We start from the raw sequence: 26285 nt of genomic DNA, 5'->3' as shown, positions 1-26285 counted from the left end.
CCGACTTCGGTCGTGCCGTCCCCGAAGGAGCGGACATGGGTGGGCCTGAACCGATCAGCGCCGAGGGTCGTCGCGCGCTGGAGCAGCAGCTGACCGATCTCCACACCGAGCGGCAGGGCGTCGCCGCGACGCTGCGGGGCGACGATTCCCCGGGCGACCACGCGGACGAGGCCGACGAGTTGCAGCGGGCCGACGACCTCCGGCGCCTGGACGCCCGCATCGAGGACATCACGCTGCGGCTGCACCAGGCGGTGGTCGCCCAGCCGGCCCCCGCGGGCGTGGTCGGTGTCGGCAGCACGGTCACCGTGCGGTTCACCGACGGCGCGGTGCAGGACATCGCGATCGGCGAGATCGCCTCCGCGGCGGACGAGAACCTGGTGACGGAGGACAGCCCTCTCGGGCGTGCACTGCTGGGACACCGCGTCGGCGACACCGTCAGCTTCCAGACCCCCCAGGGAACCACGGACGCCACCGTGGTGTCGCTGGGGGCTCCTAGGTGATACCGGACCGGATTTCGGCGGTAGCGGGCTGAGGGCTGTGTTCGGTGCCGTGCCGTCCCGTGAAGCCGTGGCGAGCTGCTGCTCTCGCACCTGACCGTCAGGATGGCTGGACCTGGTCGAAGAGGGCGAGGGCTTCGGCGGGGTCCTCGCTCACGAGGCGGTCCAGACCGGCCGTGGTGATCTTCGCCCACCTGCCGGCCCGTGCCCACATCCTTTCCTCGAAGGCGCGGACGGTCTCGTCCAGATCTCCGGCGCCGGAGGCGATGGACTCTGCGAGTTCGGCGCCTTCCAGCATCGCGAGGTTCGCGCCCGCGCCCAGCGGGGGCATCAGATGGGCGGCGTCACCCAAGAGCGTCACCCCGCATACGTGGGCCCAGGTGTGGGACACGGGCAGGACGTAGAGGGGGCGGTGGGCGAAAGCGGTGCCGTGGCGGAGGAGTTCGAGGACGGGAGCGGCCCAGCCGTCGAACAGAGCCAGCAGGCTCGATCGCACGGCCTCGACGTCGGCCAGGTCCAGGTTGGTGTGCCAGTCCAGCGGCGCGCGGAACTGGGCGTACACCTTGACGTGGCCGCCGCTGTTGCGCTGGGCGACGAGCTTGCGGTTCACGCCGTACACGGCCACGGAACCGTCGCCGATCAGGCGCGCGAGCTCAGGGTGTCGGGTGTCGACCTCGTCGAGGGAGGTCTCGACCGTGGTGACGCCGGTGTAGTGCGGCGTCACCGTCGAGACCGCCGGGCGGACCCGGGACCAGGCGCCGTCCGCGCCGATCACGAGGTCGAACGTCTCCTGCCGCCCGTCCGCGAAATGGACCAGCACGCCGTCCCGGCTCCCCGGCGCCACCCGCGTCACCTCCCGGCCCCACTGAACGTCCAGCGGCCCGAGCAACAGGTCACGGAGTTGCCCGCGGTCGATCTCGGGATTGGCCCGGTCACCCGGACGGGGTCGCCAGTCGCGCAGGACGGTCCCGTCCGCGTCCAGGATGCGCATGGCCTGCCCCTCGGGGCGGGACAGTGCCTGGAACTCCGCCAGCAGCCCCGCCTTCTCCAGCGCGAGCTGGCCCATCCCTTCGTGCAGGTCCAGCGTGCCGCCGGGGGGGCGGGCGTCGGGCGCGGGGTCGCGTTCGAGAAGGGCGACCGGGTGGCCATGGCGGTGCAGGACGCGGGCGAAGGTGAGGCCGGCAGGACCGCTCCCGACCACTGCGATGCGATGTCTCATGTCGATACACTGTATTTCTTCTTGACGATGCATCGCAACGGTACGGTGTGACCATGACTGTGTGGGACCGGCCGCAGCCGCCGACTCAACCCGTGCCGCTCGACCGGCAGCGGATCGTCGCAGCCGCCATCGCGCTGGCCGACGAGGGCGGGCTGGAGGCGGTGTCGTTGCGCAAGGTCGCCGCCCGCCTGGACGCCGGCCCGATGCGGCTGTACAGGTACATCTCCACCAAGGAGGAGCTGTTCGACCTCATGGTGGACGAGGTCCAGGCCGAGATCCGCCCCGCGGAGCAGCCCGGTGACTGGCGGGAGGCGCTGCGCGTCCTCGCCCAGCGCACCAGGCAGGCAGCGCTCCGTCACCCATGGCTGGCCGACCTTCTCGGTAATCGCCCGCCCCTGGGCCCGAACGGCCTCGCCCTGACCGAGGCCAAGCTGGCCGCCCTCGACGGCCTCGCCGACATCGACACCGTCATGCGCGCCGTGGAAACCGTCAGCGCCTATCTCATCGGCGCGATCAGGCGTGAGATCGCGAACCTGCGGGCCGAGCGCGCCACGGGCCTGTCCAAGCGCGACTGGCAGCGCGCCTCCGGCCCGCATGTGACGAGAATGCTGGCCACGGGCCGCTTCCCGGCGCTGAGCAAGGCCGTGTACGACGGCACGGACGTGGACGCCGAGACATCCTTCGCGACCGGCCTGGACTGGGTCCTCGACGCCGTGGCCGCCAGACTCACCCGGCCGCCGACGTGACGCTCGACTCCTGCCGAAGGTGAGGGAGGTCGGGGTCGGACGGTCAGGGACCCGTTGCCGCCCCTGACGACACCGTGTGCGTCACTCCCCCTCGCCGGCATCCGGGCTGACCGGGACCGCGCGGTCGCTCGGCGCGGCCGGGTTCCCGCGCCGCGGGTTGGCGTACCTGTCCCGCAGGGAGCCCGCTCTGTCCCAGAGGGAGACGTACCAAGCGGGCAGGCGCCGCACCGCGCCGATGACCCAGGCCGGGAGGTGCGCGCGGAGGTGGCGGCGGGCGCGGAGGTGGGCCCGGTCCATGGCCAACTGGGCGTTGGCGCCCGCCTCGGTGGGGCCGAGGTCGTTGGTGAGGGAGATCTCGAGGCCGCCGTTGTACGGGGCGGTCAGGTTGTACAGGAAGGTGGTGAGGGCCGCCAGGCACGAACCCAGGACGACCTCGAGGGTGATGACGCTGAAGGTGATGGTCAGGAACGTGCCCAGCCGGGGCAGGGCGTCCGGCGCGAGGATCGCGGCCAGGCCCCAGGCGGCGACGGAGGTGACGACGGTGAGGATGCCGAGACCACCGAGGAGCAGGAAGCTCATCACCGTCACGGACCAGGGTTCCGCCTCCGATATGCGCATGCGCATCGTCCGTGGCCCAGGCTCAGGACCCTGTGCGGGGCCTAGCGGGAGCGTGTCGCGCACGGTCGGCGAGGTCGGACGGTCTGCCGCGCCGGGCAGGGACGTGTCGGGCAGGGGCCCGTCGGGCAGGGGTGTGTCGGGCGGGGACGTGTCGGGCAGAGGCCCGTCGGGCAGGGGTGTGTCGGGCGGGGACCTGTCGGGCAGAGGCCCGTCGGGCAGGGGTGTGTCGGGCAGAGGCTCTTCGGGCAGGGAGCGGAGTGCGGCGGCGGCCTGTGGCGCGGGCTCGTCCGCGGCGGGGCGGTCCGGCACCGGCTCGTCCTGAGGGACGGTTGCCGTCGCGGTCTCGCCGTGCCCGGGGGCACCTTCGTGCTCCGCCGGCGGCACTCCCCCCTCGTGGAGTGCCGCGAGTGCGGGGGCGGCCTTTTCGTCGGTGTCCCTGCCGAGTGCCGCGGCTTCCGGCCCTTCGACGGACTCGCTCTGCCTCGTGGTGCGGACGGCGCCGTGGGGCCTGGGCGTGGCCTGCTTGCGGGAGGGGTTACGGGTCCTGCGCTTGGCGCGACTCATGCGTGTCTCCCTGAGTGGCCTGGCAGTCTCGCAGGGGGCTCCGCACCGCATCGAACGGGCCTCCGTCGACCGCCCGGCGGCCGGTGGGGGCCTGCTGGTCGTTGCCTTCGACGGTATGGGCTCCTGCGTGATCTTGCATTCCTGGCGACGCACCCGGGGGCCGCCGGCCGGGTCAGCGCCCGCTGTCACGGCGGTGTCCGTCCGGCAGCCGTGACTTCGGGCTCGGCGCGGAGGGTGGTGATCGACGCGGGTCCCCGGCCGCGCGGGGAGGGCCTGCGGGCCGGCCCGGCGGACCTCGCCTCAGGCGCTGTGGACCCCGACCTCGTACAGCGAGTATCCCCAGCCGGTGCCGCGGGCGAGGCCGTGGACGCGGACGTAGCGGGCCGGAGTCCCCGTGAACCGGGCCGTGTCCAGGCCGCCGTCGCCCGAGGTCGTGGACCAGGCGGTCCCCCAGTTCGTGCCGTCGGTGGAGAGCTCGATGCGGTACGACCTGCCGTAGGCGCGCTCCCAGTCCAGCGTCACCCGGGACACCAGGTGGGTGGAGCCCAGGTCGACCTGCCACCACTGGTCGTCGCTCCAGTCACTGGCCCAGCGCGTGGCGTCGTCGCCGTCGGCGGCGCGGCCCGGCTGATAACTGGTGAACGGGTTCCACTCGGACGAACCGGCGCTCGCCGGCCGCCCCTTGGCGAGGTTCACCGAGGCCTGGTGCTGTTCCGTGGCCCTCCAGGTGTCGAGGTAGGACTCGGCGCCGCGGAACAGGTCGTCGACCACGTCCTGGCCGCCGACCTGCCGGATGTCCTCGATCCAGTCGGGGATCATGCCGACGTGGGCCGCGCCGTCGGTGTTGATGTCGAAGGTGCGCTCACCGGAGGTCTGCCGGTCGATGACGGAGCCCCCGTCGACGCTTCTGAAGGGGTACGTCACCTTGTTCGCGGCGTCCGCGCCGCGCGGGGCGGGGTGGTCGCCGATGCCGTTGAAGTCCGTGCCGAAGCCGTAGCCCACGCCGTACTTGTCGCGCAGCGCCCTGGTCCGCGCCGCTTCCGCGACGAACCCCTCGGAGCCGTGCATGTACTGGGCGACGAAGCCGCCGAGGGAGTAGACGCGCTCGGTCCAGTTCAGGTCCATCCAGCTGTGCGAGGAGATCACGCCCGGGTAGGACTCGGACTCCAGGATGTCCAGCGCCTGGCCGACGGCCTTGACGCCCATGTGGTCGATCTCCAGCATCATCTTGCGTTTCATCATGCCGCGCACGGCGTACTCGCCGAGTTCGGTGAGGCCGCGTCTGTTGCACTGGGCGTCCGCGTCGTACGCGGGGACGGCCACGCCCGCCGGCAGGTCCGACTCCGCCTGCGACGAGGCGTTGCCGATGGGGTTGTCGTGCTGCGGGCCGGTGCACTTCTCGGTCTCCCAGAAGGTTCCGGTCGACAGGAACTGCCCGACGTTGATGGCCGTCCCGAGGCCGCCCGAGTCGAAGCGGACGCCGCACAGCGCGTTGTCGAACTTGTGGCACAGGAACATGGAGCGGACGCCGAGCGCGTACAGCTCGTCCAGCCCCCTGTCGATGTCCGCCTTGTCGCACTGCGGGATGTCGAGGACCTGCTTGCAGCCGAAGGGCTCGGAGGTCTCGACGCCCAGGACGACGGCCAGCTTGCCCTGCTCGACGACCGCACGCGCCTGCGCGCTGTCGGTGACGATCCGGAACCAGCCCTTACCGGTGCCGCCGTACATCCTGTCGACGTACGCCTGGAGGTCGTACGTCATCTTCGCCTGCAGCCGGATCGACGTCATCTCGTCGCAGCCGCGGTCCTTGAAGGGGTAGACCGAGCAGATCATGCCGTTGGTGACCAGGTCGTTGACGAGCACCCGCTGGCCGCCGCGCCAGGCCCGCTCCACCCAGGCGTAGTAGTCGGCCTGATGGGTCATCGAGTCGTACGCCGGCCAGTCCTTGAACGTCGGCCAGCCGACCGGGTCGTGCTTGCCGTCGCCGCCGTGGGTGATGTAGTCGAAGAGCGCGAGCGAGCCGTCGGGGTAGTGCTCGGGGCAGTCCTTCAGGGCGTCGGCCACTCCGGCCTCCGAGAAGACCTTGCCGCAGATCAGCCTGCCACCGAAGGCCTCGTTGCCGAACAGGTGGTTGTGCGCGTCGACGAACCCGCGCACCTCGCCCGTCGAGGTGGTGCCGGTGAACGGTTCGCCCGTGACGCCGATCTGGACGTCCGGGGCGGGTCGTGCGGCCGGGGTCCACCAGTCGCCGCCGGCCGCCGAACTCGGGGTGGGCCCGAGGACCACGGCCAGTACCAGGAGCAGCAGCGACAGCACAGTGACGTTTCTGCGTCTGCGGTACGAGCGTCGAGTCTGCGTCACGGCCACATCCCTCGGTCGGCGGGAAGGCGCGGTTGGCGAACCCTTGAGGTTGTCATGACCCGCGCAATACCTCGGACGAGGATGAGGCCGCCCGGCTACCGAGTCAAGGGCCCGGAACGCTTGACCCGCTGACTCAACGGTGCGACTGGCGGGCCCAGTTGCCGAGTACGGGCACACACTTGTCGGCGAAGTACTCGTAGTCGGCTGGCGTGTTGTAGACGTGGGCGGACACGCGCAGGTAGCCGATGCCGTCGAAGCTGGTGAAGTTCGCCTCGACGGCGAGTTCCCGGGCCACTCGGTCGCGCAGCGCGTCGGCCTCGATCCGGCTGCGCCCGAGGCCGTCGGGCAGCCGTACCAGACGCATGCCGGGCACGGGCATCCCGACGTCGGTCCGGCTGTCGTCACCGGTGAGCCGGGCGAAGGCGGCGCCGACGACATGGGCGGCGTAGTCCGCCAGCCGGTCCATGTACCGCCGAGCGGCGGACCAGCCCCAGGTGCGCTCGACGAAGTCGAGGGACGTGGGCGCGGCGAGGTAGGAGGTGGCGTCGATCGTGCCCTGCTGGTCGAAGCGGTCGGGGTACGGCTCCTCGGCGCCCCACGAGTCGATCAGGGGGTGAAGCAGGTCCCGCAGGGGCCCACGGGCGACCAGGGCCGCGGTGCCGCGCGGGGCACAGCCCCATTTGTGGAGGTTGCCGGTCCAGAAGTCGTACGTCGCGCCGTCGAGCGGTGCGACGAGCAGACCGGGCGCGTGGGCGCCGTCCACGAGCATCGGTACGCCGTGCCGGCGTGCCTCCGCGCCGATCCGCTCGACCGGCAGCCGGCGGGCGGTCGGCGAGGTGATCTGGTCGACCACGACGAGGTCGGTGGCCGCCCCGATCTCGGCGGCCACGGCCTCGTACGCCTCGTCCTCGTCCGCGCCCAGTGGTATCCGCGCCGTGCGCACCCGGCCGCCCCAGCGGCGGGCCAGCCGTGCCGCTCCCATGGTGACGGCCCCGTAGCCGTGGTCGGTGACGACGATCTCCCCGCCACGGCGGCGTTCGAGGGCGTTGAAGACCACGCTGGCGCCGGCGCTGGCGTTCGGCACCAGGGCGAGGTCACCGGCGTCGACGCGCAGGAAGCCGGCGAGCTCGGCGCGGGTGGCGGCGAGCCGTCCCGGCAGCTTCGGGAACCACACCACCGGTGCGCCCTCCATCTCGGCGCGCAGCCGCGCCTGCCGCTCCTGCGCCACCAGCGGAACGGCACCGAACGAGCCGTGGTTCAGGTGTGTCAGCGCCGGGTCCAGCGACCACGCGTCGGCGGCGGGTCGGCCGTCGGCCAGCAGCAGGGGGTGCGGCGCGAGGGCCACCTCGGTCTCGGTCACGTCAGGAAGCCTCCGGGAACACAGCGGTCACCCGGCATCCTGGCACGACGGTGCTCGTTCCCCGAGGCCGGGTCGCCGGCGGGACCCTGCCGCCGGAACACACGACCGTGCCCCACCCTCGCCGCCGACCGGGCCGAGCCTCAGCGAGTGGAATCCGCGGCGCCCGCCCCGAACCCGGCCGCGATCGAAACGCGCGGGTGCGGGCAACGCCGGGCCGCCTTCTCAGCCCGTCGCGGCGCTCACTCCACGGGCCATGTGTGTGCCGCCGCGTTCAGGTGCATGTAGTCCATGTACGTGGTGGTCATCCGCCGCAGCGCCTCCCGGCGGTCACAGGTGCCGGTCCGCTCCAGGTGGTGGACCGTCTCCGCCTGCCACAGGGCGCCGTTGCGGGCGTTCACGCAGCGCTGCTCGATGATGCCCAGCATGGGCTCGCGCCAGGAGGCGTCCAGGCCGGCCAGCTCCAGGCCCCGGTGCGCCAGCGGCAGCAGGCGTCTGAGCACCAGTTCCGTCACCGGTACCTCGCCCACCCCCGGCCAGTACAGGCGGGCGTCGATGCCCTCACGGGCCGCCGCGTGCAGGTTCTCCTCGGCGACCGAGAAGGACATCCGTGACCACACCGGACGGTCCTCGTCCACGAGGGCGCGCGTCAGGCCGTAGTAGAAGGCGCCGTTGGCGATGGTGTCGGCCACGGTGGGGCCGGCGGGCAGGACGCGGTTCTCGATGCGCAGGTGCGGCCCGCTGTCGGTGACGGCGTACACAGGGCGGTTCCAGCGGTAGATGGTGCCGTTGTGCAGCGTGAGTTCCCCGAGCTGCGGCACACCGTCGGCGTCGAGGACCTGTCGCGGGTCCTCGTCGTCGCACAGGGGCAGCAGCGCAGGGAAGTAGCGCACGTTCTCCTCGAACAGGTCGAAGACACTGGTGATCCATCGCTCTCCGAACCACACCCGCGGCCGTACCCCCTGGGCCTTGATCTCCTCGGGACGGGTGTCGGTGGCCTGCTCGAACAGGGGGATACGGGTCTCGCGCCACAGTTCCCTGCCGAAGAGGAAGGGCGAGTTGGCGGCGAGGGCGATCTGCACGCCCGCGATCGCCTGGGCCGCGTTCCAGTAATCGGCGAAGTCCTTGGGGGCCACCTGCAGATGGAACTGGGTGCTGGTGCAGGCGGCCTCGGGGGTGATGGCGTCGGCGTACATCGAAAGGCGGTCCACGCCCTCCAGCCGGATCCGCAGGTCCTCGCCGCGCGCCGCGAAGATCTGCTCGTTCAGCAGCCGGTAGCGCGGATCACCGGACAGGGACTTCTCGCCCACGTCCGGCTCGCCCAGCGTCGGGAGGATCCCGATCATGATCAGGTGGGCGCCCACCGTCGCGGCGCGGTCCTCGGCGTGGTTGAGCGCGTCGCGGATCGTCTGCTCCCAGGCGCCGGGGCCACCGGAGGTCAGCTCCCGGGGCGGGATGTCGATCTCCAGGTTGAAGCGGCCGAGCTCGCTCGACCAGGCGGGGTCGGCGATCGCCCGCAGCACCTCGGTGTTCCGCATCGCCGGCAGCCCGTCGTCGTCCACCAGGTTGAGTTCGATCTCCATGCCGACCTGGGGGCGCTCGCTCTCGAAGCCCGAATCGCGCAGCATCTGCGCCAGCACGTCGAGACAGGTGTGCATCTTCTCGCGGTACCGGCGCCGGTCCTCCCGTGTGAACACCCGGGCCGGCACATCACGTCCCATCGGGCCCTCCCGGGTCCCCTCGGCGGATGCCTGCCGTCCCAGCGTCGCACCTCCCGGGCATACCGGACACTCGCCGAGTCGCCGGCTCACGGAGTGCGCCCTGCGGGGATGCGCAGAGTGACCGGACCGGCCCTCCACCAGCCTTTGGCCCGGGCGTACCGAAATCGCCGTTTCTCCGGGACTCGGCGGTCCCACGGAAACACAGGCGCGGGCGCGGGCGCGGCTGGCTCCCTCCGGCCCGACCGGCTGTGCCCGGACACCGTCCGCCCAGTCCCGGACCGGCGCCCGCACCCGCACCCGCACCCGCAGCACCCGCAGCACCCGCAGCACCCGCACCAGGCAATACCCGTCCGGAGCACGCCCGGCTGCCGGGCACACGTGTCCTCGGGAGGGTCAGGCCATCCGGCCAGCCGCCCGTCCGCGTCAGTCGCGGTCCGGGCGGACGGCGAGTTCGGTCTCCACCAGCCGGTTCAGGTGACGGCGGGCGTCCTGGGTGCTGAGCGGCGGCGTCTGCCGCAGCCGCTGGAGGGCGAGGCCGTCGGCGAGGGCGGCGAAGCGGACGGTGAACCCGTCGAGGTCGTCGCCCGCGAACTCCCCATCCTCGACGCCCCGTTCGACCAGGGCACGGATCTGCTGGTGCCAGGCTTCGTAGCGCTGGGCCTGGCCACGGGTGAACGTCTCGTCGGTGTCCGGGTCGCCGGCGTTCCAGTAGTCGAACCACATCCGCCAGTGCCGGTCGGTGTCCTCGGTGAAGAGGGCGTCGACGAGCAGCCGCAGCGCCTCGGCGCCGCTGCCGGCCTGTTCGGCGGCCTCGCTGAGCGCCGCGTAGTAGCGCTCGATGTGCAGGACCATGGCCTCGGACAGGATCTCCTGGACGCTGCCGAAGTGATAGGTGACCGTCCCGACGGAGACCCCGGCCGCGGCCGCCACGTCCCGGACGCCCACCGAGGCGTAGCCGCGCTCCGCGATCAGCGGGACGGCCGCCTCGACGATCAGCCGGCGGCGGACCTCGGTGGGCTGGCGGGTGCGGTCGGCGGCGGCGACGGCACGGCGCGGGGTCTTCGCGGCGCGCTGCGGCTTGGCGGCGCTCATCCGGACGTCCTCGCGCTGGTGTGGTGCCAGGAGCGCTTGGCCACTGTCTCTCCGTTCGCCCGTGCCTCGATACGGCTGTCCATGACGAAGTCCGCGGCCGTGGCCCGCAGCTCCGTACGCGTCATGATCTCAGCGTCGTAGTCGTCGCCGCGCCGCAGCCGGATCCGCCACTGGGACACGGCGCTCGCCGACAGCGGGTCGCCGCCGCGGACACGGTACGTCTCGCGCGCGCTCTCCTCGTAGCGGAGCCCGTCCGGATACGTCCGTGATCCCCCGTAGTTGGGGTCGACCTCCAGGGTCCACTCCCCCGCCGCCACGTCGTGCGTGACGAGTCGTTCGGGGCGCGGCTCGGCGGGCCGGTCGTAGGTGACCGGCAGCGCCGGCGCCTGTTCCGGCTCCTCGAAGACGATCGGCGGTTCCTCGACGGCCGCCCGCACGGGCAGGAGGACGGCGCTGTCGGCGGGTACGACCCGCAGCTCGCCGCGCTCACCGTGCGGCCACACCCACGGCCAGTACACGTCGGAGACGGCGACCCGGACCCGGTGGCCGGGCGGGAAGGCGTATCCGATGCCGGTGAGTTCGACCTCGACGTCCTCGTACGTCCCCGGGGTCCACTCGACCGCCCTGTCGCGGCCGTGCCTGCTCAGCAGGTTCAGCGCCCCCCGGGTAACCAGCGTCGAGGAGCCGTCGGGAGCCACGTCGCACAGCCGGACGATCACGTGGGCGCGTGGGGTGGCGCTGTCCAGGCGCAGCCGGACGCGCGGCCGGCCGAGGATCTCGACGCGCTCGGCGAGGGGTGCGGAGTCGAAGCACACCGAACGGCCGTCCTCCTCGCGCTGGTCGGGCGGCAGGTCGCTCGCGTTGCCGAAGGGGAAGAACCGGCCGGCGTCCAGGCCGGTGTGGAGCGGGGAACGGACCAGGACCGGGGTACGGCAGTCGGGAGCGAGGGCGCGCTCGCTCCATGTCACCTGCGACGAGGGCCAGTTGCTCTCCCCCACCCAGCGGCCCGGCATCGTGTCGTACGAAGTGGCGGGCGGGACCGGGTCGTTGATCCAGGCGCGCAGCAGCGGTTCGCGCAGTACGCCGGTGTCGGTGTCCTTGAGGTGCTGGTCCCACCAGCGCAGGGTCTCCTGGAGGAAACCGATCGCCGGGCCCGGCGGCAGCCCGCGGTCCGGGTACTGGTGGGACCACGGGCCGATCAGGCCGCGCACCCGGTCGGCCGGGAGGTGTTCGACCAGGCGCAGCACGGTGTCGCGGTAGGGGTCGTGCCAGCCGCCGACCGCGAGGACGGCGGCGTCGATGGCGGTGTAGTCCTCGCAGACGCTGCCGTGCCGCCAGTAGGCGTCGCGCTCCTGGTGGTCGAGCCAGGTGTGCAGGAAGGGCTGGAGAGCGTCGAGGCGTTCGCGCCACATGGGCAGCCAGCGGTCGGTGCCGACGCTCGCCGGGTCCGGGGGTCGGGCGGCGAAGGCGAGCATGGTGCCGGCCCAGGCGAGCATGTCGATGCCGAGGACGGCGCCGCCGGTGTAGTGGACGTCGTTGTCGTAGCGGTCGTCGGTGGAGCAGACGGTGACGACCGCCTTGAGCGGCTCGGGGGCGAGGGCCGCTGTCTGGAGGGCGTTGAAGCCGCCCCAGGAGACGCCGAACATGCCGACCTTGCCGGTGCACCAGGGTTGAGCGGCGAGCCAGTTGACGACGTCGACGCCGTCCGCGAGTTCCTGGGCGTCGTACTCGTCGCCGGGCGTGCCCTCGCTGTCGCCGTGGCCTCGGATGTCGACCCGTACGGAGGCGTAGCCGTGTCCGGCGTACCAGGGGTGGCGCTGGGCGTCGCGGGGCGCGGTCCAGTCGCTCTTGCGGTACGGGAGGTATTCGAGCAGCGCGGGCACCGGGTCGGCACCGGCGTCCGCGGGCCGCCAGATGCGCGCGTGCAGCCGGGTCGCGCCGTCCCGGGTGGGGATCCAGACGTCCTCGCGGACGACCTGGCGCTCGAACTGGTCGCGGTACTTCACGAAACTCCTTCGGCCACGGGGGCGTCGACGGGTTGCCGGCGGCGGATCCGATGGCCGCCGCCGAGGTCCGTCCAGGTGTCGTCCGCCTCTGCTGCGTCCGCCCAGTCGGGGGCGTCGCCGGTCAGGGGCGGGGCGTCGGGGTCGGGTTCGAGAGCGGCCGCCATCAGCCGGCGGGTGTAGGGGTGGCCGGGCGCGTCGAAGACGGCTTCCGTGGGGCCTTCCTCGACGACGACTCCGTGCCGCAGGACGACGACGCGGTCGGCGATGCCGCGTACCACGGCGAGGTCGTGGCTGATGAAAAGGCAGGCCAGGTCGCGTTCGCGGCGCAGGTCGTCGAGGAGGCGCAGCACCTCGGCCTGGACGGAGACGTCCAGGGCGGTGGTGATCTCGTCGGCGATCAGGACGTCCGGTTCTCCGGCCAGGGCCCGTGCGATGCCGATGCGCTGGCGCTGTCCGCCGGAGAGCTGGGCGGGCAGCCGGTCGGCGAGGGCCGGGTCCAGGCGTACGTCGGCGATGAGCCGGCGGGCCTGTTCGGCGGTCTCGGTGCGGCCGGTCGCGGTGCCGAAGAACCGCAGCGGGCGGCGCACGGCGTCACCGACGGAGCGGCGGGGGTTGAGGGAGGTGTCCGCGTTCTGGAAGACCAGCTGGACCCTGCGCCGCAGCGGCAGCGGCCGCTGGGGCGCGGGGCGGGCCAGGTCCCCGGCCTCGTGCGTCATGGTGCCGCCGGAGGGGGTGCGCAGTCCCGCCAGGGTCCAGGCCAGGGTGGACTTGCCGCTGCCCGACTCGCCGACGAGGGCGAGGACCTCGCCGCGGCGGACGTCGAAGGAGACCCCGTGCACGGCGCGGGTGCTGCCGTAGTCGATGGTGACGTCGCTCGCGGCGACCGCGACCGGTGAGCCGTCCGGGACCACGGCCTTGGCGCGGACCGTCCGTTCCCCCGCCTCGTCCACGACCGCGAGACCGGCGTCGTCCAGCCGCGGCACGCTCGCCAGCAGTCGCTTCGTGTACGGGTCCTGCGGCGCGGCGAACAGCCGCCGGGTGGCCGCCGACTCCACCACCCGGCCGGACTTGAGGACGCACACCTCGTCGGCCAGGTGGGCGACGACGCCGAGGTCGTGGCTCACCAGGACGGCGGCCAGGCCGAGTTCGTCGCGCAGGGCGGCGATCAGGTCCAGGACGCTGCGCTGGGTGATGACGTCCAGGCCGGTGGTCGGCTCGTCGAGGACCAGGACCTTGGGGCGGGCGGCGACGGCCATGGCGATGGCGACGCGCTGCTGCTGGCCGCCGGACAGCTCGTGCGGGTAGCGGCGGGCGAGTTCGGCGGGGCGCGGCAGCCGGACCTGTTCGAGGAGTTCGACGACGGGTACCGCGCCGCCCGCCTCCTCGATCTGCCGCCCGATCCGCATGGTCGGGGTCAGCGCCTGCCCGGCGTTCTGGGCGACCATGGCGACGGTCCCGCCGCGCAGCCGCCGCAACCGCGGTGCGGGCAGCGCGAACACGTCCTGTCCGTCGACGTGGACGCTGCCGCCGGTGATCCGGGAGCCGTGCCGCAGATGGCCCAGGAGGGTGGCGGCGACCGTGGACTTGCCGCTGCCGGACTCGCCGACGAGGGCGAGGGTCCGGCCCGGCGCCACCTCGAGGGACACCTCGTGCACGACCGGGACGTCGCGGCCGCCCGAACGGTAGGCGACGGAGAGCGAGTCGACGGTGACGACAGAGCTGACGGGGTCGACGGAGACGACAGAGGTCATCAGGAGCCCTCCCTGATCCGGTCGACGCCCCACGCCTTGGACAGGCCGTCGGCCGCGAGGTTGAGCCCGACCACGAGGGTGGCCAGGGCGATGATCGGTGCGAGGCTCGCCATCGGCACGACGGTGATGGCGGTGCGGTTCTCGGCGACCATCAGCCCCCAGTCGGGGGTCGGCGGGTCGGCGCCGAAGCCGAGGAAGGACAGCGAGGAGATCAGCAGCACCACCCAGGAGGCGCGCATAGCGAACTCCACGCAGACCACGTCGGTGATGTTCGGCAGGACCTCGCGGCGCAGGATCGCCCAGGTGCTCTCGCCGCGGGCGCGGGCGGCGGTGACGTAGTCCATGGGTACGACGGCCAGTGCGGCGCCGCGTACCACGCGCACGACCTGGGGGACGTAGACGACGGCGATGGCGAGGACGATCACGGCGGGCCCGGTGCCGAGCGCGGTGACGACGACGAGCAGGGCGAGGATCGACGGCACGGACAGGATCGCGTCCAGCACCCGGCCGAGCAGGTCGTCGAACCAGCCGCCGCGCAGGGCGGCCGCGCAGCCGACCACCGTGCCGAGGGCGACGGTGATCAGGGTGGCGGCGACGGAGACGCCGAGCGCGTACCGGCCGCCGTACAGCACCCGGGCCAGGACGTCGCGGCCGTACTGGTCGGTGCCCGCCCAGTGCGCCCAGCTCGGGCCGAGCAGGGCGTGCGAGGCGTCGTTGGCGATGGGGTGGTAGGAGGTGAGCAGCGGGGCGAGCAGCGCGACCAGGATGTGCACGGCGACGACGGCCAGGCCCACCAGGGCGGTGCGGGAGGAGCGCAGGCCGCGCCAGGCGCGGGCGGCGGAGCGCGGGGCCGCCGGAGCGGTGGCCGGGGCGGCCGGGGTGGTGTCGAGCGCGGTCATCGGGTCCTCCCTCGGGTGCGGAGCCTGGGGTTGAGGGCCATGGCGCCGAGGTCGGCGGCGAGGTTGCAGACGACGTAGATCACGGCGCTGACGAGGGCGATGGCCTGGATGACGGGCAGGTCGCGGTTCTGCACCGAGGAGAGCATCAGCTTTCCGATGCCGGGGTAGTTGAAGACGTTCTCGACGACGGCGACCCCGCCCGCGAGCCAGGCGACGTTGAGGGCGATCACGTGCAGGGTGGGCAGCAGGGCGCTGGGCAGGGCGTGCCGGGTGACGACCCGCCAGGTGGACAGGCCCTTGAGGCGGGCAGTGGTGACGTACTCGCCGGCCAGCACGTCGATGACGGAGGTACGGGCCATCCGCACGATGTAGGCGGCCATGACGACGGCGAGCGCGAGCGCGGGCAGCCAGACGGCGGGCAGGAGCCGGCCGACGCTCGCCTCGGGGCCGTAGAGGACGACCGCGGGGAACCAGGGCAGCGCGACGGAGAAGCACAGCACCAGCACGGTGGCGACCACGAACTCGGGGACGCTCATGCCGACCAGGCTGACGGTGGAGATGAGGTGGTCGGGCCAGCGGTCCCGGTACAGGCCGGCGAGGACGCCCAGGACGAGGGAGCCGGTCACCGCGAACAGGATCGTGACGAGGGCGATGAGCGCGGAGTTGCCGAGGTACTGGGCGACTTCGCCGCCGACGCCCTTCCCGGAGACGAGGGAGGTGCCGAAGTCGCCGTGCAGGGCGCCCCCGACCCAGTCGAGGTAGCGCTCCCAGGCCGGCCGGTCGAGGCCGAGTTGGTCGCGGAGGGCGGCGACGGCGTCCGGGGTGGCGTCCTTGCCGAGGATCTGGGTGGCCACGTCGCCGGGCAGCGCCTGGACGGCGAGGAAGACGAGGACCGAGGAGAGGAACAGCGTGCCGACGGCCGAGGCCAGCCGGCGCAGGATGAACGACAGCATGCTCAGGCCCCCTTCACGCCGATGTTGAGGTAGTCGAACTCGAAGCCGTGCTCGGCGTAGCCGCGGACCTTGCGGGAGATGCCGACCAGCCGGTCGGCGAACATCGGGGTCATCGCCCCGCCCCGCTCGATGACCAGCCGCTGCGCCTCGCCGTAGAGTTCACGGCGCTCGGTGTCGTCGGTCTCGGCGCGGGCCCGGTCCAGGACGGCGTCGAACTCCTTGTCGGACCAGGCGGTCTCGTTGTAGGAGGAGCCGCTGCGGAAGATCTGGGTGAAGAGCTGGTCGACGGGCCGCCCGGTGAACCAGTAGGTGGCCATCAGCGGCTTCTTCATCCAGATCTGCGTGTAGTACGAGTCCGAGGCGGCCGTCCTGACCCGGACCCGGATGCCGGCGCGCCTGGCGGAGTCCTGGTAGGCGAGGGCCATCGGCGTGAACAGCGGGTCGTAGGAGGAGGTGTAGAGGTCGACGGCCAGGCCCTCGTGACCGGCCTGCCTGAGGAGGTGACGGGCCCGGTCGGGGTCGTGCGCGGGGTGCGCGGAGATGTGCGCGGGGTCGGTGGGCGGCACGGGGTTGTCCCAGCCGGCGCTGCCCGCGCCCTGGAGCGCGACCTTCACGACGTGCTCCGGGTCGTAGGCGAGCTTCATCGCCTGCCGGACCCGTACGTCGGTGAAGGGCTTCTCGGTGGTGAGCATCGGCAGCACGTACCACTGCGCGTCCTTCACCCGGGCGATGGTGGCCCGGTCGGAGGCGGCGACCACCCGGGCGGTGGCGAAGTCGAGGTTGGTCTGGGACAGCAGGTCCACCTGGCCGGCGATCAGGGCGTTGGAGCGGGCGGACATGTCGGCGACCGAGTAGAAGGAGATCGCGTCGAGGACCGGGCGGCCGGCCCAGTGGTCCTTGTTCGCGGTGACCCGCCCGGGACCCGCGGGGGCGAAGGACTCCAGCTTGAAGGGACCGGTGCCGATGCCGGTGCGGCCGATGCCCTTGGCGCTGCCGTCCGGGACGACATAGCAGTTGTAGTGCGTCAGCAGGCTCGGGAACTCGGCGTTCGGGGTCTTCAGCGGGACGACGAGGGTGTGGGCGTCGGGGGTGCGCAGGGTGCCGGGGTCGAGGAGCGGGGCGAGAACGGCGGCCTGGGGTGAGGCGGTCGCCTTGGCGAGGATGTGCCGCAGCGTGTAAGCGGCGTCGGCGGAGGTGAAGGCGCGTCCGTCGTGGAAGGTGACGCCCTTGCGCAGTCGGAAGGTCCAGGTACGGGCCTTGCTGTCGGACTCCCATGACTCGGCGAGGTCGGGGGCGAGTTCGCCGTCCGCGCCGACGCGGACCAGCCGGTTGTAGAGGGCGCCGAGGTACTCGTACGCCGACAGGGAGCCGGCGGGATCGAGGGTCTCGGCGTCGGAGGCCGGAGGGCGGGCGATGCGCAGGGTGCCGCCGGCGTCGGGGGTGCCGGTCAGGGCGGCAGCCGTCAGGTCGGGGGCGGCGGCTGCCCCCGTACAGCCGGTGAGCAGCCAGGACGCGCCGAGCGAGGCCGCGCCGGCCGCGCCCGCGGCGAGCACCGAGCGGCGCCCCGGCAGGTGGATGTCGGACATGGACCGACCGTCTCTCTCGCTATTCGTTCGGTGGAACGATTGAGTGAAGTGCGTGAACGATAACCAGATGACGACTTCCAGCCAACCCTTCGGACGCGGAAATTAACCTGCGAAACGGATCGGTAACGGGGGCGGGCGACGGCGCGGCGCGCCCGGCGCCGGCTCCATGCGCGGACGGCACGGTCCCCGCTTGACGGGGATCCCACCCGGGCACACGGTCACCGCTTGACGGGGATCCCACCCGGGCACACGGTCACCGCTTGACGGGGATCCCACCTGGGCGCACGGTCACCCCTTGACGGGGATCCCACCCGGGCGCACGGTCACCGCTTGACGGGGATCCCGCCCGGGGGCCCCGGCGTACGAGGGGCTTCGTGCGGGCCGTCGCCGAGCTGCCGCCGGACGACGGCTCGTCGGTCGCGGAGCGCCGCGGTGTCGTACTCGCCCTGCCGGGCGGCGACTTCGCCGTCTGCCGCGCGGGGCGGTGCGCGTCGTGTTGAATACGGCTCCATGAGCGAGAGCGAGCGTGCGGCGAGCCGGACGGCGGTCCTGGTCTGCCAGGGGCGGGCGGCGGCGGACGGGAAGACGGCCGTGGGCCGGTTCGCGGATCCGGTGGCGGTGCGGCTGCTGCGCGCCGAGGAGCGCGTGCCCGTGGACGAGGTGCGCGCGGGCACCGTGCCGGAGGGCTGGCAGGCGCGCGTCGCGTACGAGGGTGTGCGGGCGTGCGCCGACGTGGTCGTACCACGGACGGTCGCGATCGACGAGGCGCTGCGCGCCCGTCCGACCGGCCAGCTCGTGATCCTGGGCGCCGGTCTGGACACCCGCGCGTGGCGGCTGCCCGAGCTTGCGCGGACGGATGTGTGGGAGGTCGACCATCCCGCCTCCCAGCAGGACAAGCGCGCCCGCCTCGCCGACATCCCCGAGTTGCCGGCCGTCGCCCGTTCCGCACGGTTCACGCCGGTCGATTTCGCGGTCGACGATCTCGGGGCGGCCCTGGACGCGGCCGGGCACGATCCGTCGGCTCCGACGACATGGCTGTGGGAGGGCGTCGTGCCCTACCTCACGCGCGACCAGGTCCGGGCGACGGTCGCCGCGCTCGCCGCCCGGTCGGCCCCGGACAGCGCGCTCGTCGTCAACTACCAGGCGCCGTCGGCGAGGGCGTCCGTGGGGCGCCTGCTGGCACGCGTACTCGGCAGCTCCATGACGTCGGGCGAGCCGTGGCGCTCACTGTGGCGGCCGCGGCGCCTGGCCGCGCTGCTGGCGGAGTACGGCCTGCGGGTGGTGTCGGACGACGATCTCCTCACGCTCGCACGCACCTTGGGCAGCCCGGCGCGGCGGCGGTCGTCCCTGCGGTCCGGTCGCGTGGCCGTCGCGGAGCGCCACCGCGGGTGAGCCCGCCGGTGGCGGCCCGACGGGCGAACGCCGTCGCGCGGAGGATGTCCGACGGCGTCGCGGTTCCTGTGGCCGACGGACTCGAACACGGTCGGCCCGCCGGGGCGTTCGCGGGAGCGGCGGCGAAGGGCGTCTTCGTCTCGCGCCCGCAACGGGACCGGCTCGCGGCACCCCGGCCCCCCGGCCCCCCGGCGACGGAACAGCGGGCCCGCTTTCCCGTTCTACCAGAAGGCACTTGACGTGATGTCCGTCCCGCGCGCCCGACGGCGCGGCCGGTCCCGGCCCGCGTGGGGCGGCGCGCGTGCGCATCTCCTGTACGAATCTTGTTTGCCCGTTGCATGCTTTCCCCGTGTCTGATGGCGGCGGCCGCGCACGCTGCCGGGGGATCCCGTGCGTCCGCCGCCGTCTCGCCCCGAGTCCGCACGGCCCGGGTGCCGTACGGGCTGACAACGTTGTCCCCGATGGGCCCGACCGTGCCGCGTACCGCGACGTTGGAGAGGTTCCGTGCCTGTCAGACCCGATGCCCTCTTGCCCCGCCCACTGCCACCGAGAACCGCCCGCAGGCGTCGCCGGTCACTGCGCGCGGCGGTTGCCTCGCTGCTCGCCGGGGCGCTCGGCGTCGCCGCGCTGGCAGGTGGCGGCGCGGCGGTGGCACTGCCCGCCACCGCCGAGTCCGCGGGGACGTCCGGTGGCACCGACTACACGAGACTGGTCGACCCGTTCGTGTCGACCGCGGGCGACGACGGCAACGACCTGCCGGGCGCGCAGGCGCCGCACGGCCTCGCCAAGGTCAACCCGTTGACCACTCCGGACCGCAACCACACCGGGTACGACTACAACGAGGACCACATCGCGGGCTTCACCGCGACGAACCTCGACGGCGTCGGCGGCTCGGGCGGCGGCGGCGACCTGCTCGTCGTGCCGACCTCCGTGCGGTACGACAAGCGCCCCGCGCCCGGCACGTACGCCCACACCTACCGTCACGACGACGAGAGCGCGACGCCCGGTTCCTACCAGGTGGGGCTCGGATCCGTCTCCGGAACCGCGTCGTCGGTGACGCAGGACCCCGGCACCGTCGAGGCCGAGATGACCGCGACGACGCGCACGGCGCTCGAGCGGTACAGCTTCCCCGCCGGGGCGAACCCCGAGCTCGTCCTCGACCTGGCCAACAACTTCACCAGCCGCACCCGTTCGACGATGAGGGCGACGACGCTCGCCGACGGGACCACCTCGATCTCCGGGCTCATCGCGGGGTCGTTCAACGGCGCCGCGTACCAGCTGTACTACAACGCCACCACGAACGTCCCGGTGACCTCGCTGAAGAGCTGGGGCGACGACGGCAGGCTGACCGACGCGACCACCCAGGACGGCTCCGACACCGGCGCCGTCCTCGGGTTCGACAAGTCCGCCGGAAACGACGTCGAACTGCGCATCACGTTGTCCCCGATCAGCGCGGAACAGGCGGCGGCGGACCAGCAGAACGAGGTCGGCAAGCTCACCTTCGACCAGGCCCGCGCGCAGACGAAGGAGGCCTGGAACAGCGCGCTCGGCGCGGTCGACGTGCGCTCCTCGGCGAAGTCCGACCCCGGGTCGACGCTCACCAAGGAGTTCTACACGCACCTGTACCGCATGTACGCGCTGCCGGTGAACGCCACCAGCACCAGCGGCACCTACCGCGGCGCGGACGGAGCGGTGCATCAGGCGAACGGCTTCACGTACTACGACGGTTGGTCCACCTGGGACGACTTCCGCAAGTACTCCGTCGAGGCGTACATCGACCCGGCCACCTACCGGGACATGATCCAGTCGCTGATCGAGCTCTTCGCCGACCAGCGCGCCTCCGGCAAGAGCCTCGGCAGCCTCACCCACTCGGTTCCCACGGTGCGCTGGGAGCGTTCGGCCGTCCTGGTCGCCGACGCGCTGTCGAAGGGCTTCAAGAACTTCGACCGGCTCGACGAGGCGTACCCGGCACTGCTGTCCTACTCCGGGTACTACACGGGGGCCCAGCTGCGGCAGGGTTACGTCAGCGGTGATCCCGGTACGACCGTCCAGCGTGGCTACGACCAGTGGGCGCTGTCCGTCATCGCCGACGCGCTCGGCAGGGACGCGGACGCGAAGAAGCTGCGCACGCAGTCGACCATGGCGATCGACAACCTCGTGAAGTCCGACGCCTGGACCGCGTCCGACGGCACCAAGGTCGGTCTGCTCACCCCGCGTGCCACGGGCGGCGACTGGCAGGCCGCGGACTACGAGAAGTTCGAGGCGGCCGGCCTCTACCAGGGCACGCTCTGGCAGTACCACTGGTACGACGCGTACGACATGGGCGGCCTCATCAAGGCCATGGGCGGCGACAAGGCGGGCAAGGCCGCGGTCAAGCACATGTTCGGCGAGGACTCCAGCGCCGACGACGGCTCGACCATGCTGCACTCCAACGCCAACGAGATCGACCTTCAGGCCCCGTACCTCTTCAACTACGTCGGAGAGCCGAGCCTGACCCAGAAGTGGGTGCGGTCCATCTACACCGGCACGACCTGGAACCGCTACATCGCGACGGGCTCCACGAACGAAGCCCCCAGCTCCGGCGGCCAGTTCACCCCGCCGGTCAGGACCCAGGTCTACAAGCTCTCCCCGAACGGCTTCCTGCCCACCATGGACAACGACGCCGGCACCATGTCGACCATGTTCGTCGGCGCCGCCCTGGGCCTGTTCCCGGTGACCGCCGGTTCCAGCCAGTTCCAGATCGGCAGCCCGTTCTTCGACGCCACGACGATCACCTACGCCAACGGCTCCAAGTTCACGGTGAAGGCCGACGGCGTGTCGCCGAGCAACTACTACGTGCAGAGCGCGAACCTCAACGGCAAGCGGTTCGACAACACGTGGCTCGACTACTCCCAGATCATCTCCGGCGGCACCCTGGGCTTCACCATGGGGTCCAAGCCCTCCCAGTGGGGCACCCACTCGCAGCCCGCGTACTCGCTGAACACCGACGGGGGCGACACGGGCGACAGCGGCGCCGGAACGGGCAAGGGCGACACCGTCGTCTCCGCCCGTCCGGACACCGTCGACACCGACGCGGACGGCAAGGTCGACGGCAGCGTGAAACTCACCCTGTCCGGACCGGCGTCGTTCGCCGCCCGCAACGGAACCAGCCTGACCAAAACCGGGGCGGCGACCGTGACCGGCCTCCCGGGCGGTGTCACGGCGGACCTGCGCGTCACCGGCTCGCGCACGGCGACGCTGTCGCTCACCGGCGGGACGCAGGTCGACGCGCACTTCGGCATCACCTTCGCCGACGCGGCCTTCGCCCACGGCGTGCGGGCCTCGACGGTGCGCGGCACCGGGGTGTCCCCGACCGACCCGCTCGCCATCTCCGCCGCGGAGGTGCACCGCAAGGCCCTTCGCACCCTGGTCGACCAGGCGTCCCTGGTACGCAGCGGCAACTACTCCGACGGTTCCTGGAGCCTGTTCCGGTCGGCGCTCGAACGCGCGCGGACCGTCCTCGCGGACACCGCCTCCGCGACGGGCACGATCATGGCCGCCGACGACGCGCTGCACTCCGCCATCGGCACGCTCACCATCGACGAGGGCGGCTACGCCGTCCTGCAGGCCGAGGCCCCCGACCAGAAGGAGGGCCCCAGCCTCATCAGCGAGCGGAACAACTCGGACGGCAACCTCGGTGGCGTCACCGAAGGCGCCTGGGAGCGCTACACCAAGCTGGACTTCGGCGGGGTCGCCCCCAGGACCATCTCGGTCCGCTACGCCAACTCGCAGGCGGCCAACGCGAAGCCGAGCAGCGTCGACATCCACGCCGGCGCCGCAGACGGGCCCGTCGTCGCCACCGTCCAGCTGCCCGGAACCGGCGGCTGGCAGTACTACAGCACGGTGCAGGCGGCCGTCACCGACCCGGACGCGCTGCTGAACGCGTCGAGCGCGACGTTCGTGTTCCACGCGCCGGCCGGCCAGCAGTGGGTGTCGAACTTCGACTGGTACCAGTTCTCGCCGTACGAGGTCGCCACGTCCCCGACGACGACGCTCGCCACCCTCACCGCGGTCAACAGCACCACGACCGGCGGCGGTTCGGCCCCGCTCAACCTCTCGAACGGCATCTTCGAGAACGTGACGAACGGCGCGTGGGCCGAATGGAAGGACACCGGCCTCCGGGACGGTGCCGACACCCTCACCGTCCGCTATGACAAGCCCCAGTCGCGCGCGGCCTCGGACTCGCACCTCGAACTGCACCTCGGTTCGAAGGACGGTCCGAAGACCGTGTCCGTGCCGCTCGACTACAGCGGATCGGGCTGGGGAACCATCGCGACCACGAGCGTCCACCTCGACCCGGGCGTCTTCACCGGCGTCCAGGACGTGTACGCCGACTTCGTCTCCAGCACGCAGTCCCCGTCCCAGCCCTACGTGGGCAACATCTACTCGCTGACCCTGACGCAGGAGGCCGACGCACCCGTCGGCTTCGACGCCACCGCGTTCCGCGCGAACAGCGGCGGCGGGCTCAAGAGCGAACCGGTCGGCTGGACCGGCTCGGGCTCCACCACCGACCTCGGCGGCACCTACGACGGAGCCTGGCTCGACTACGGGGACATCGACTTCGGTGCTTCCCGGAAGAGCACCGTCACGATCACCTACGTCAACAACTCCGCCCGCTGCGGCACCGGTTCCGCCGTTGGCCTCTACCTGGACTCCTTCGACACCGCCGACCCCGGCACGCCGTACGCGACCGTCCCGCTGCCGGTCACGGGAGCCGCCTGGTCGTCCGGAGGGACGACGAGCCTGACGCTGCCCAAGGCGATCACCGGCACGCACACCGTCCATCTGCGGTTGACGACGACCCCGGACTCCTCGCACCCGTACGTCGCGAACCTGGGCCGGATCACCTTCAACCACGTCGAGACGCCGGCCGTCACCGACAAGTCCGCCCTGCGCAAGGCGATCGAGCAGTACGAGGGCCTCGCCGCCGACGAAGCGCGCTACGACACCGTCGACTTCGGTGTGTACCGGCGCGAACTCGACGCCGCTCGCGCCCTCGTGGACGCCGACGGCACGACCCAGCTGGAGGTCGACACCCGGACCCGGAGCCTCACCCTCGCCGCCAGACAGCTCGTCCCGGTACCGAGGCTGCGGCTGGAGGACCTGGTCACCACCGCGTCGGCCCTCCAGGACACCCGCTACACGGACGCGTCGTGGAAGGCGTTCACCCAGGCACTCACGGACGCGAAGGCCACGCTCGCGGACGACACGGCCACGGACGCGACCCTGACGGCTGGGTACGACGCGCTCCAGCGCGCCGTGGCCGCGCTCGCCACGAAGCCCAGGACGGTCCCGGCCGCACCTGACACGGTGTCGGCGACGTCGTCCGGCACGAGCGTGACCGTCGCCTGGGCCGCGCCCGGGGACACCGGCGGATCGCCGGTCACCGGTTACCGGGTCACCCTGGACGACGGCCACCAGGTCGAGATCCGGGACCCGGACAGCCGGAGCACCACGTTCACCCGGCTGCGGTCCGGCAGGTCGTACACGGCACGCGTCCGTGCGGTGAACGCGGTCGGCACCTCCCTCCCCAGCGCGGCCACCACGCCGGTGGTGACCGGTGACGGCAAGCCGCAGAAGCCGTCCGTCACGGGCGTCGTCACCACCGGCAAGCAGGTCCGGGTGACCTGGCGGCCGGCCGGCGACGGCGGGTTCCCGATCATCGGCTACACCGTGGCCCTGCGCGACGGAACCACCGCGCACGTCTCCGCCACGGCGGACACCGCGCTGCTCACGACCGCGGGCAAGGCGACGGCGCACACGGCCACCGTCACCGCGATCACCCTGGCCGGGACCTCGGACGACTCCACCGCGGGCACCTCGGCGGACGGCTCCGCGGCTACCGCCCCGGCGGACACCGGCGACCCGGCGTACGTGCCCTCCCCCTTCCCGGACGAGACGCTCGACGCGGCCTACCCGTCGGACAAGTGGCCGGGAACCGGTGACGGGACCGACTACTTCTACGACCTGCTCAACGGCATCGGCGATCTCGGCTCCGGCATCATCGGCGCCAACACCAAGGTGTCCCAGGGCACCCCGCTGACCGCCGAGAACGACCGGATCGCCGTGCGGATCAACAACGCGGCCACGCAGAAGGAGGTGGACCGGGCCGAGGTCGACGCGACGAACAGCTCCACCGTCACGATGGCGGACGGTCTCGGGTCCCGGCTCGGGCAGATCTACAGCGACGCCCTGAAGGGTGGCCGACTGCCCAAGACCAGCGCCCTGTTCTCCCGTGTCACGCAGAACCTCGACAAGGTCGACGCGGCCAAGAACCACTACGGCTACCAGCGTCCGTACGTGCGGCTCGGGTTCGTCGGCGACGGCGGCTCCGTCTACGAGTCGCAGGACGGCTCGTACGGCAGCCTTGCCACCAGCGGCTCGTACCCGAGCGGCCACACCTACGGCGGCTACGAGGCCGGCACGATCCTCGCCACGCTCCTCCCGGAGCTGGCGCCGTCGATCCTCGCGCGCACCTCGGAGTACGGGGACAACCGCATCGTGCTCGGATTCCACTACCCGCTGGACGTCATGGGCGGCCGGATCTCCGGCCAGGCCACCGTGGCGCACCGGTGGGCGGACCCCGACTTCGCGAAACTGCTGCAGCAGGCCCACACCGAGATGGAGAACGTGCTGCTCGCGCAGTGCCAGGAGGAGGGATACGGCGACACGCTCGCGGCCTGTGAGGGCGACCCGTACGCCGGTCTGAGCACGGCGCAGGACGTCGACCTGTACACGCGGCGGCTGACCTACGGGTTCTCCCAGGTGGGCAAGGCCGGGCAGGCTCTCAGGACGCCGTCCGACGCGGCGGCCCTGCTGATCACGGCCTTCCCGGACCTCACCACCGGGCAGCGCACCCAGATCCTGGAGCAGACCGCGACGGACTCCGGGTACCCGCTCGACCTCACCGCCGACGGCGGGGCGAGCTGGCAGCGGATCAACCTCGCGGCGGCGATGGCGGCGAAGGTGGTCGTCAACGCCGACGGGTCGGTCACGGTGAAGAACTTCTCGGACGCCACCAAGGCCAGTGTCGCCGACGCGAAGGCGCTCACCGTCGGAGGCGTTGCGATCGACGGGTTCGACCCGGACGTGTCCACCTACGTCGTCGACTGGCCGAAGAACGGCAGGATCCCGGCCGTCTCCGCCGTGCCGGCCCGGTCCGGCGAGCGGGTGAAGGTCACCGAGGGCAGTTCGGTCCTCTTCTCGACCGGGTCCCGGTTCACCACCCGCACCATCAAGGTGACCTCGGCGAACGGTTCGGTCACCCGGACCTACACGGTCGGGTTCCGGCGCACGGACCGCGACGAGCGGCCGGTCCCGGCCGCAGGTGACGGCACCGTCGCGGGACCCGGCGGGTGGAACGCCTCCGGCGCTTCGGGCGGCGGGCTCTGGTCACGGGGAACGGAGTGGGCGGAAACCCGCGGCATGCCCTGGGCGTAGAGCACCAGCTGACACCGGGAACCCGCCGTGCCCTTCGGGGCACG

Annotated in this window: 16 protein-coding genes; 5 read left to right on the top strand and 11 right to left on the bottom strand. The window is 72.3% G+C overall.

The genetic code is table 11. From position 1 onward, the window contains the following. Positions 1–35: 35 nt before the first annotated feature. Positions 36–500 (top strand): GreA/GreB family elongation factor, encoded by a 465-nt coding sequence (locus tag ACWDGI_RS10550; RefSeq protein ID WP_450757393.1) that lies wholly within the window; start codon positions 36–38, stop codon positions 498–500. Positions 501–597: 97 nt separating this feature from the next. On the opposite strand, the gene ACWDGI_RS10545 is transcribed toward ACWDGI_RS10550, so the two are convergent. Next, positions 598–1716 carry an FAD-dependent oxidoreductase gene (locus ACWDGI_RS10545; protein ID WP_450757391.1) on the bottom strand — a complete coding sequence of 373 codons (1119 nt, stop codon included), beginning with the start codon at positions 1714–1716 and terminating at the stop codon, positions 598–600. Between the two features lie 53 nt (positions 1717–1769). Here ACWDGI_RS10545 and ACWDGI_RS10540 point away from each other — a divergent pair, with 53 nt between their 5' ends. Continuing rightward, positions 1770–2462, top strand: a complete 693-nt coding sequence (locus tag ACWDGI_RS10540; RefSeq protein ID WP_450757389.1) for a TetR/AcrR family transcriptional regulator — start codon at positions 1770–1772, stop codon at positions 2460–2462. 81 nt (positions 2463–2543) lie between these two features. Here the strand turns inward: ACWDGI_RS10540 and ACWDGI_RS10535 are convergent, their stop codons facing one another. From ACWDGI_RS10535 to ACWDGI_RS10490, 10 genes are all read right to left on the bottom strand, one after another. Next, on the bottom strand, positions 2544–3644 hold the full coding sequence (locus ACWDGI_RS10535) for a DUF3566 domain-containing protein (RefSeq protein ID WP_450757387.1): 1101 nt from the start codon (positions 3642–3644) through the stop codon (positions 2544–2546). A 300-nt stretch (positions 3645–3944) separates the two neighbouring features. Beyond that, the gene (locus ACWDGI_RS10530; protein ID WP_450757385.1) at positions 3945–6005 is read right to left on the bottom strand and encodes a galactose-binding domain-containing protein; all 2061 of its coding nucleotides are present in this window, start codon (positions 6003–6005) and stop codon (positions 3945–3947) included. Between the two features lie 133 nt (positions 6006–6138). Next, positions 6139–7365: an aminotransferase class V-fold PLP-dependent enzyme gene (locus ACWDGI_RS10525; RefSeq protein ID WP_450757383.1), complete on the bottom strand. Its 1227-nt coding sequence runs from the start codon at positions 7363–7365 to the stop codon at positions 6139–6141. 239 nt (positions 7366–7604) lie between these two features. Further along, positions 7605–9083 (bottom strand): glutamate--cysteine ligase, encoded by a 1479-nt coding sequence (locus tag ACWDGI_RS10520; RefSeq protein WP_450757381.1) that lies wholly within the window; start codon positions 9081–9083, stop codon positions 7605–7607. A gap of 423 nt (positions 9084–9506) precedes the next feature. Continuing rightward, a complete protein-coding gene (locus ACWDGI_RS10515) occupies positions 9507–10175 on the bottom strand; it encodes a TetR/AcrR family transcriptional regulator (RefSeq protein ID WP_450757379.1) in 669 nt (222 codons plus the stop codon). Next, positions 10172–12181 carry a CocE/NonD family hydrolase gene (locus ACWDGI_RS10510; protein ID WP_450757377.1) on the bottom strand — a complete coding sequence of 670 codons (2010 nt, stop codon included), beginning with the start codon at positions 12179–12181 and terminating at the stop codon, positions 10172–10174. The genes ACWDGI_RS10515 and ACWDGI_RS10510 overlap by 4 nt, the downstream gene beginning before the upstream one ends. Further along, positions 12178–13932, bottom strand: coding sequence for a dipeptide ABC transporter ATP-binding protein (locus ACWDGI_RS10505; RefSeq protein ID WP_450757375.1), 1755 nt, complete (start codon positions 13930–13932; stop codon positions 12178–12180). Before ACWDGI_RS10505 ends, ACWDGI_RS10510 begins: the two co-directional genes overlap by 4 nt. Further along, positions 13932–14831, bottom strand: coding sequence for an ABC transporter permease (locus tag ACWDGI_RS10500; protein WP_450757373.1), 900 nt, complete (start codon positions 14829–14831; stop codon positions 13932–13934). The genes ACWDGI_RS10505 and ACWDGI_RS10500 overlap by 1 nt, the downstream gene beginning before the upstream one ends. After that, the gene (locus ACWDGI_RS10495) at positions 14828–15784 is read right to left on the bottom strand and encodes an ABC transporter permease (protein ID WP_360477781.1); all 957 of its coding nucleotides are present in this window, start codon (positions 15782–15784) and stop codon (positions 14828–14830) included. Before ACWDGI_RS10495 ends, ACWDGI_RS10500 begins: the two co-directional genes overlap by 4 nt. 2 nt (positions 15785–15786) lie before the next feature. Continuing rightward, positions 15787–17370 (bottom strand): ABC transporter substrate-binding protein, encoded by a 1584-nt coding sequence (locus tag ACWDGI_RS10490; protein WP_450757371.1) that lies wholly within the window; start codon positions 17368–17370, stop codon positions 15787–15789. Positions 17371–17744: 374 nt separating this feature from the next. Here ACWDGI_RS10490 and ACWDGI_RS10485 point away from each other — a divergent pair, with 374 nt between their 5' ends. The 3 genes from ACWDGI_RS10485 to ACWDGI_RS10475 all read left to right on the top strand — a co-directional run bounded on the left by ACWDGI_RS10485 (position 17745) and on the right by ACWDGI_RS10475 (position 26241). Continuing rightward, positions 17745–17870 (top strand): hypothetical protein, encoded by a 126-nt coding sequence (locus tag ACWDGI_RS10485; protein WP_450757369.1) that lies wholly within the window; start codon positions 17745–17747, stop codon positions 17868–17870. Between the two features lie 10 nt (positions 17871–17880). Continuing rightward, positions 17881–18762 (top strand): class I SAM-dependent methyltransferase, encoded by an 882-nt coding sequence (locus tag ACWDGI_RS10480; protein WP_450757367.1) that lies wholly within the window; start codon positions 17881–17883, stop codon positions 18760–18762. A 528-nt stretch (positions 18763–19290) separates the two neighbouring features. Next, on the top strand, positions 19291–26241 hold the full coding sequence (locus ACWDGI_RS10475) for a glycoside hydrolase domain-containing protein (protein WP_450757365.1): 6951 nt from the start codon (positions 19291–19293) through the stop codon (positions 26239–26241). Positions 26242–26285 lie beyond the last annotated feature (44 nt).

The sequence above is a fragment of the Streptomyces sp. NPDC001220 genome (assembly GCF_053597895.1).
This window is presented reverse-complemented; position numbering and strand designations above follow the sequence as displayed.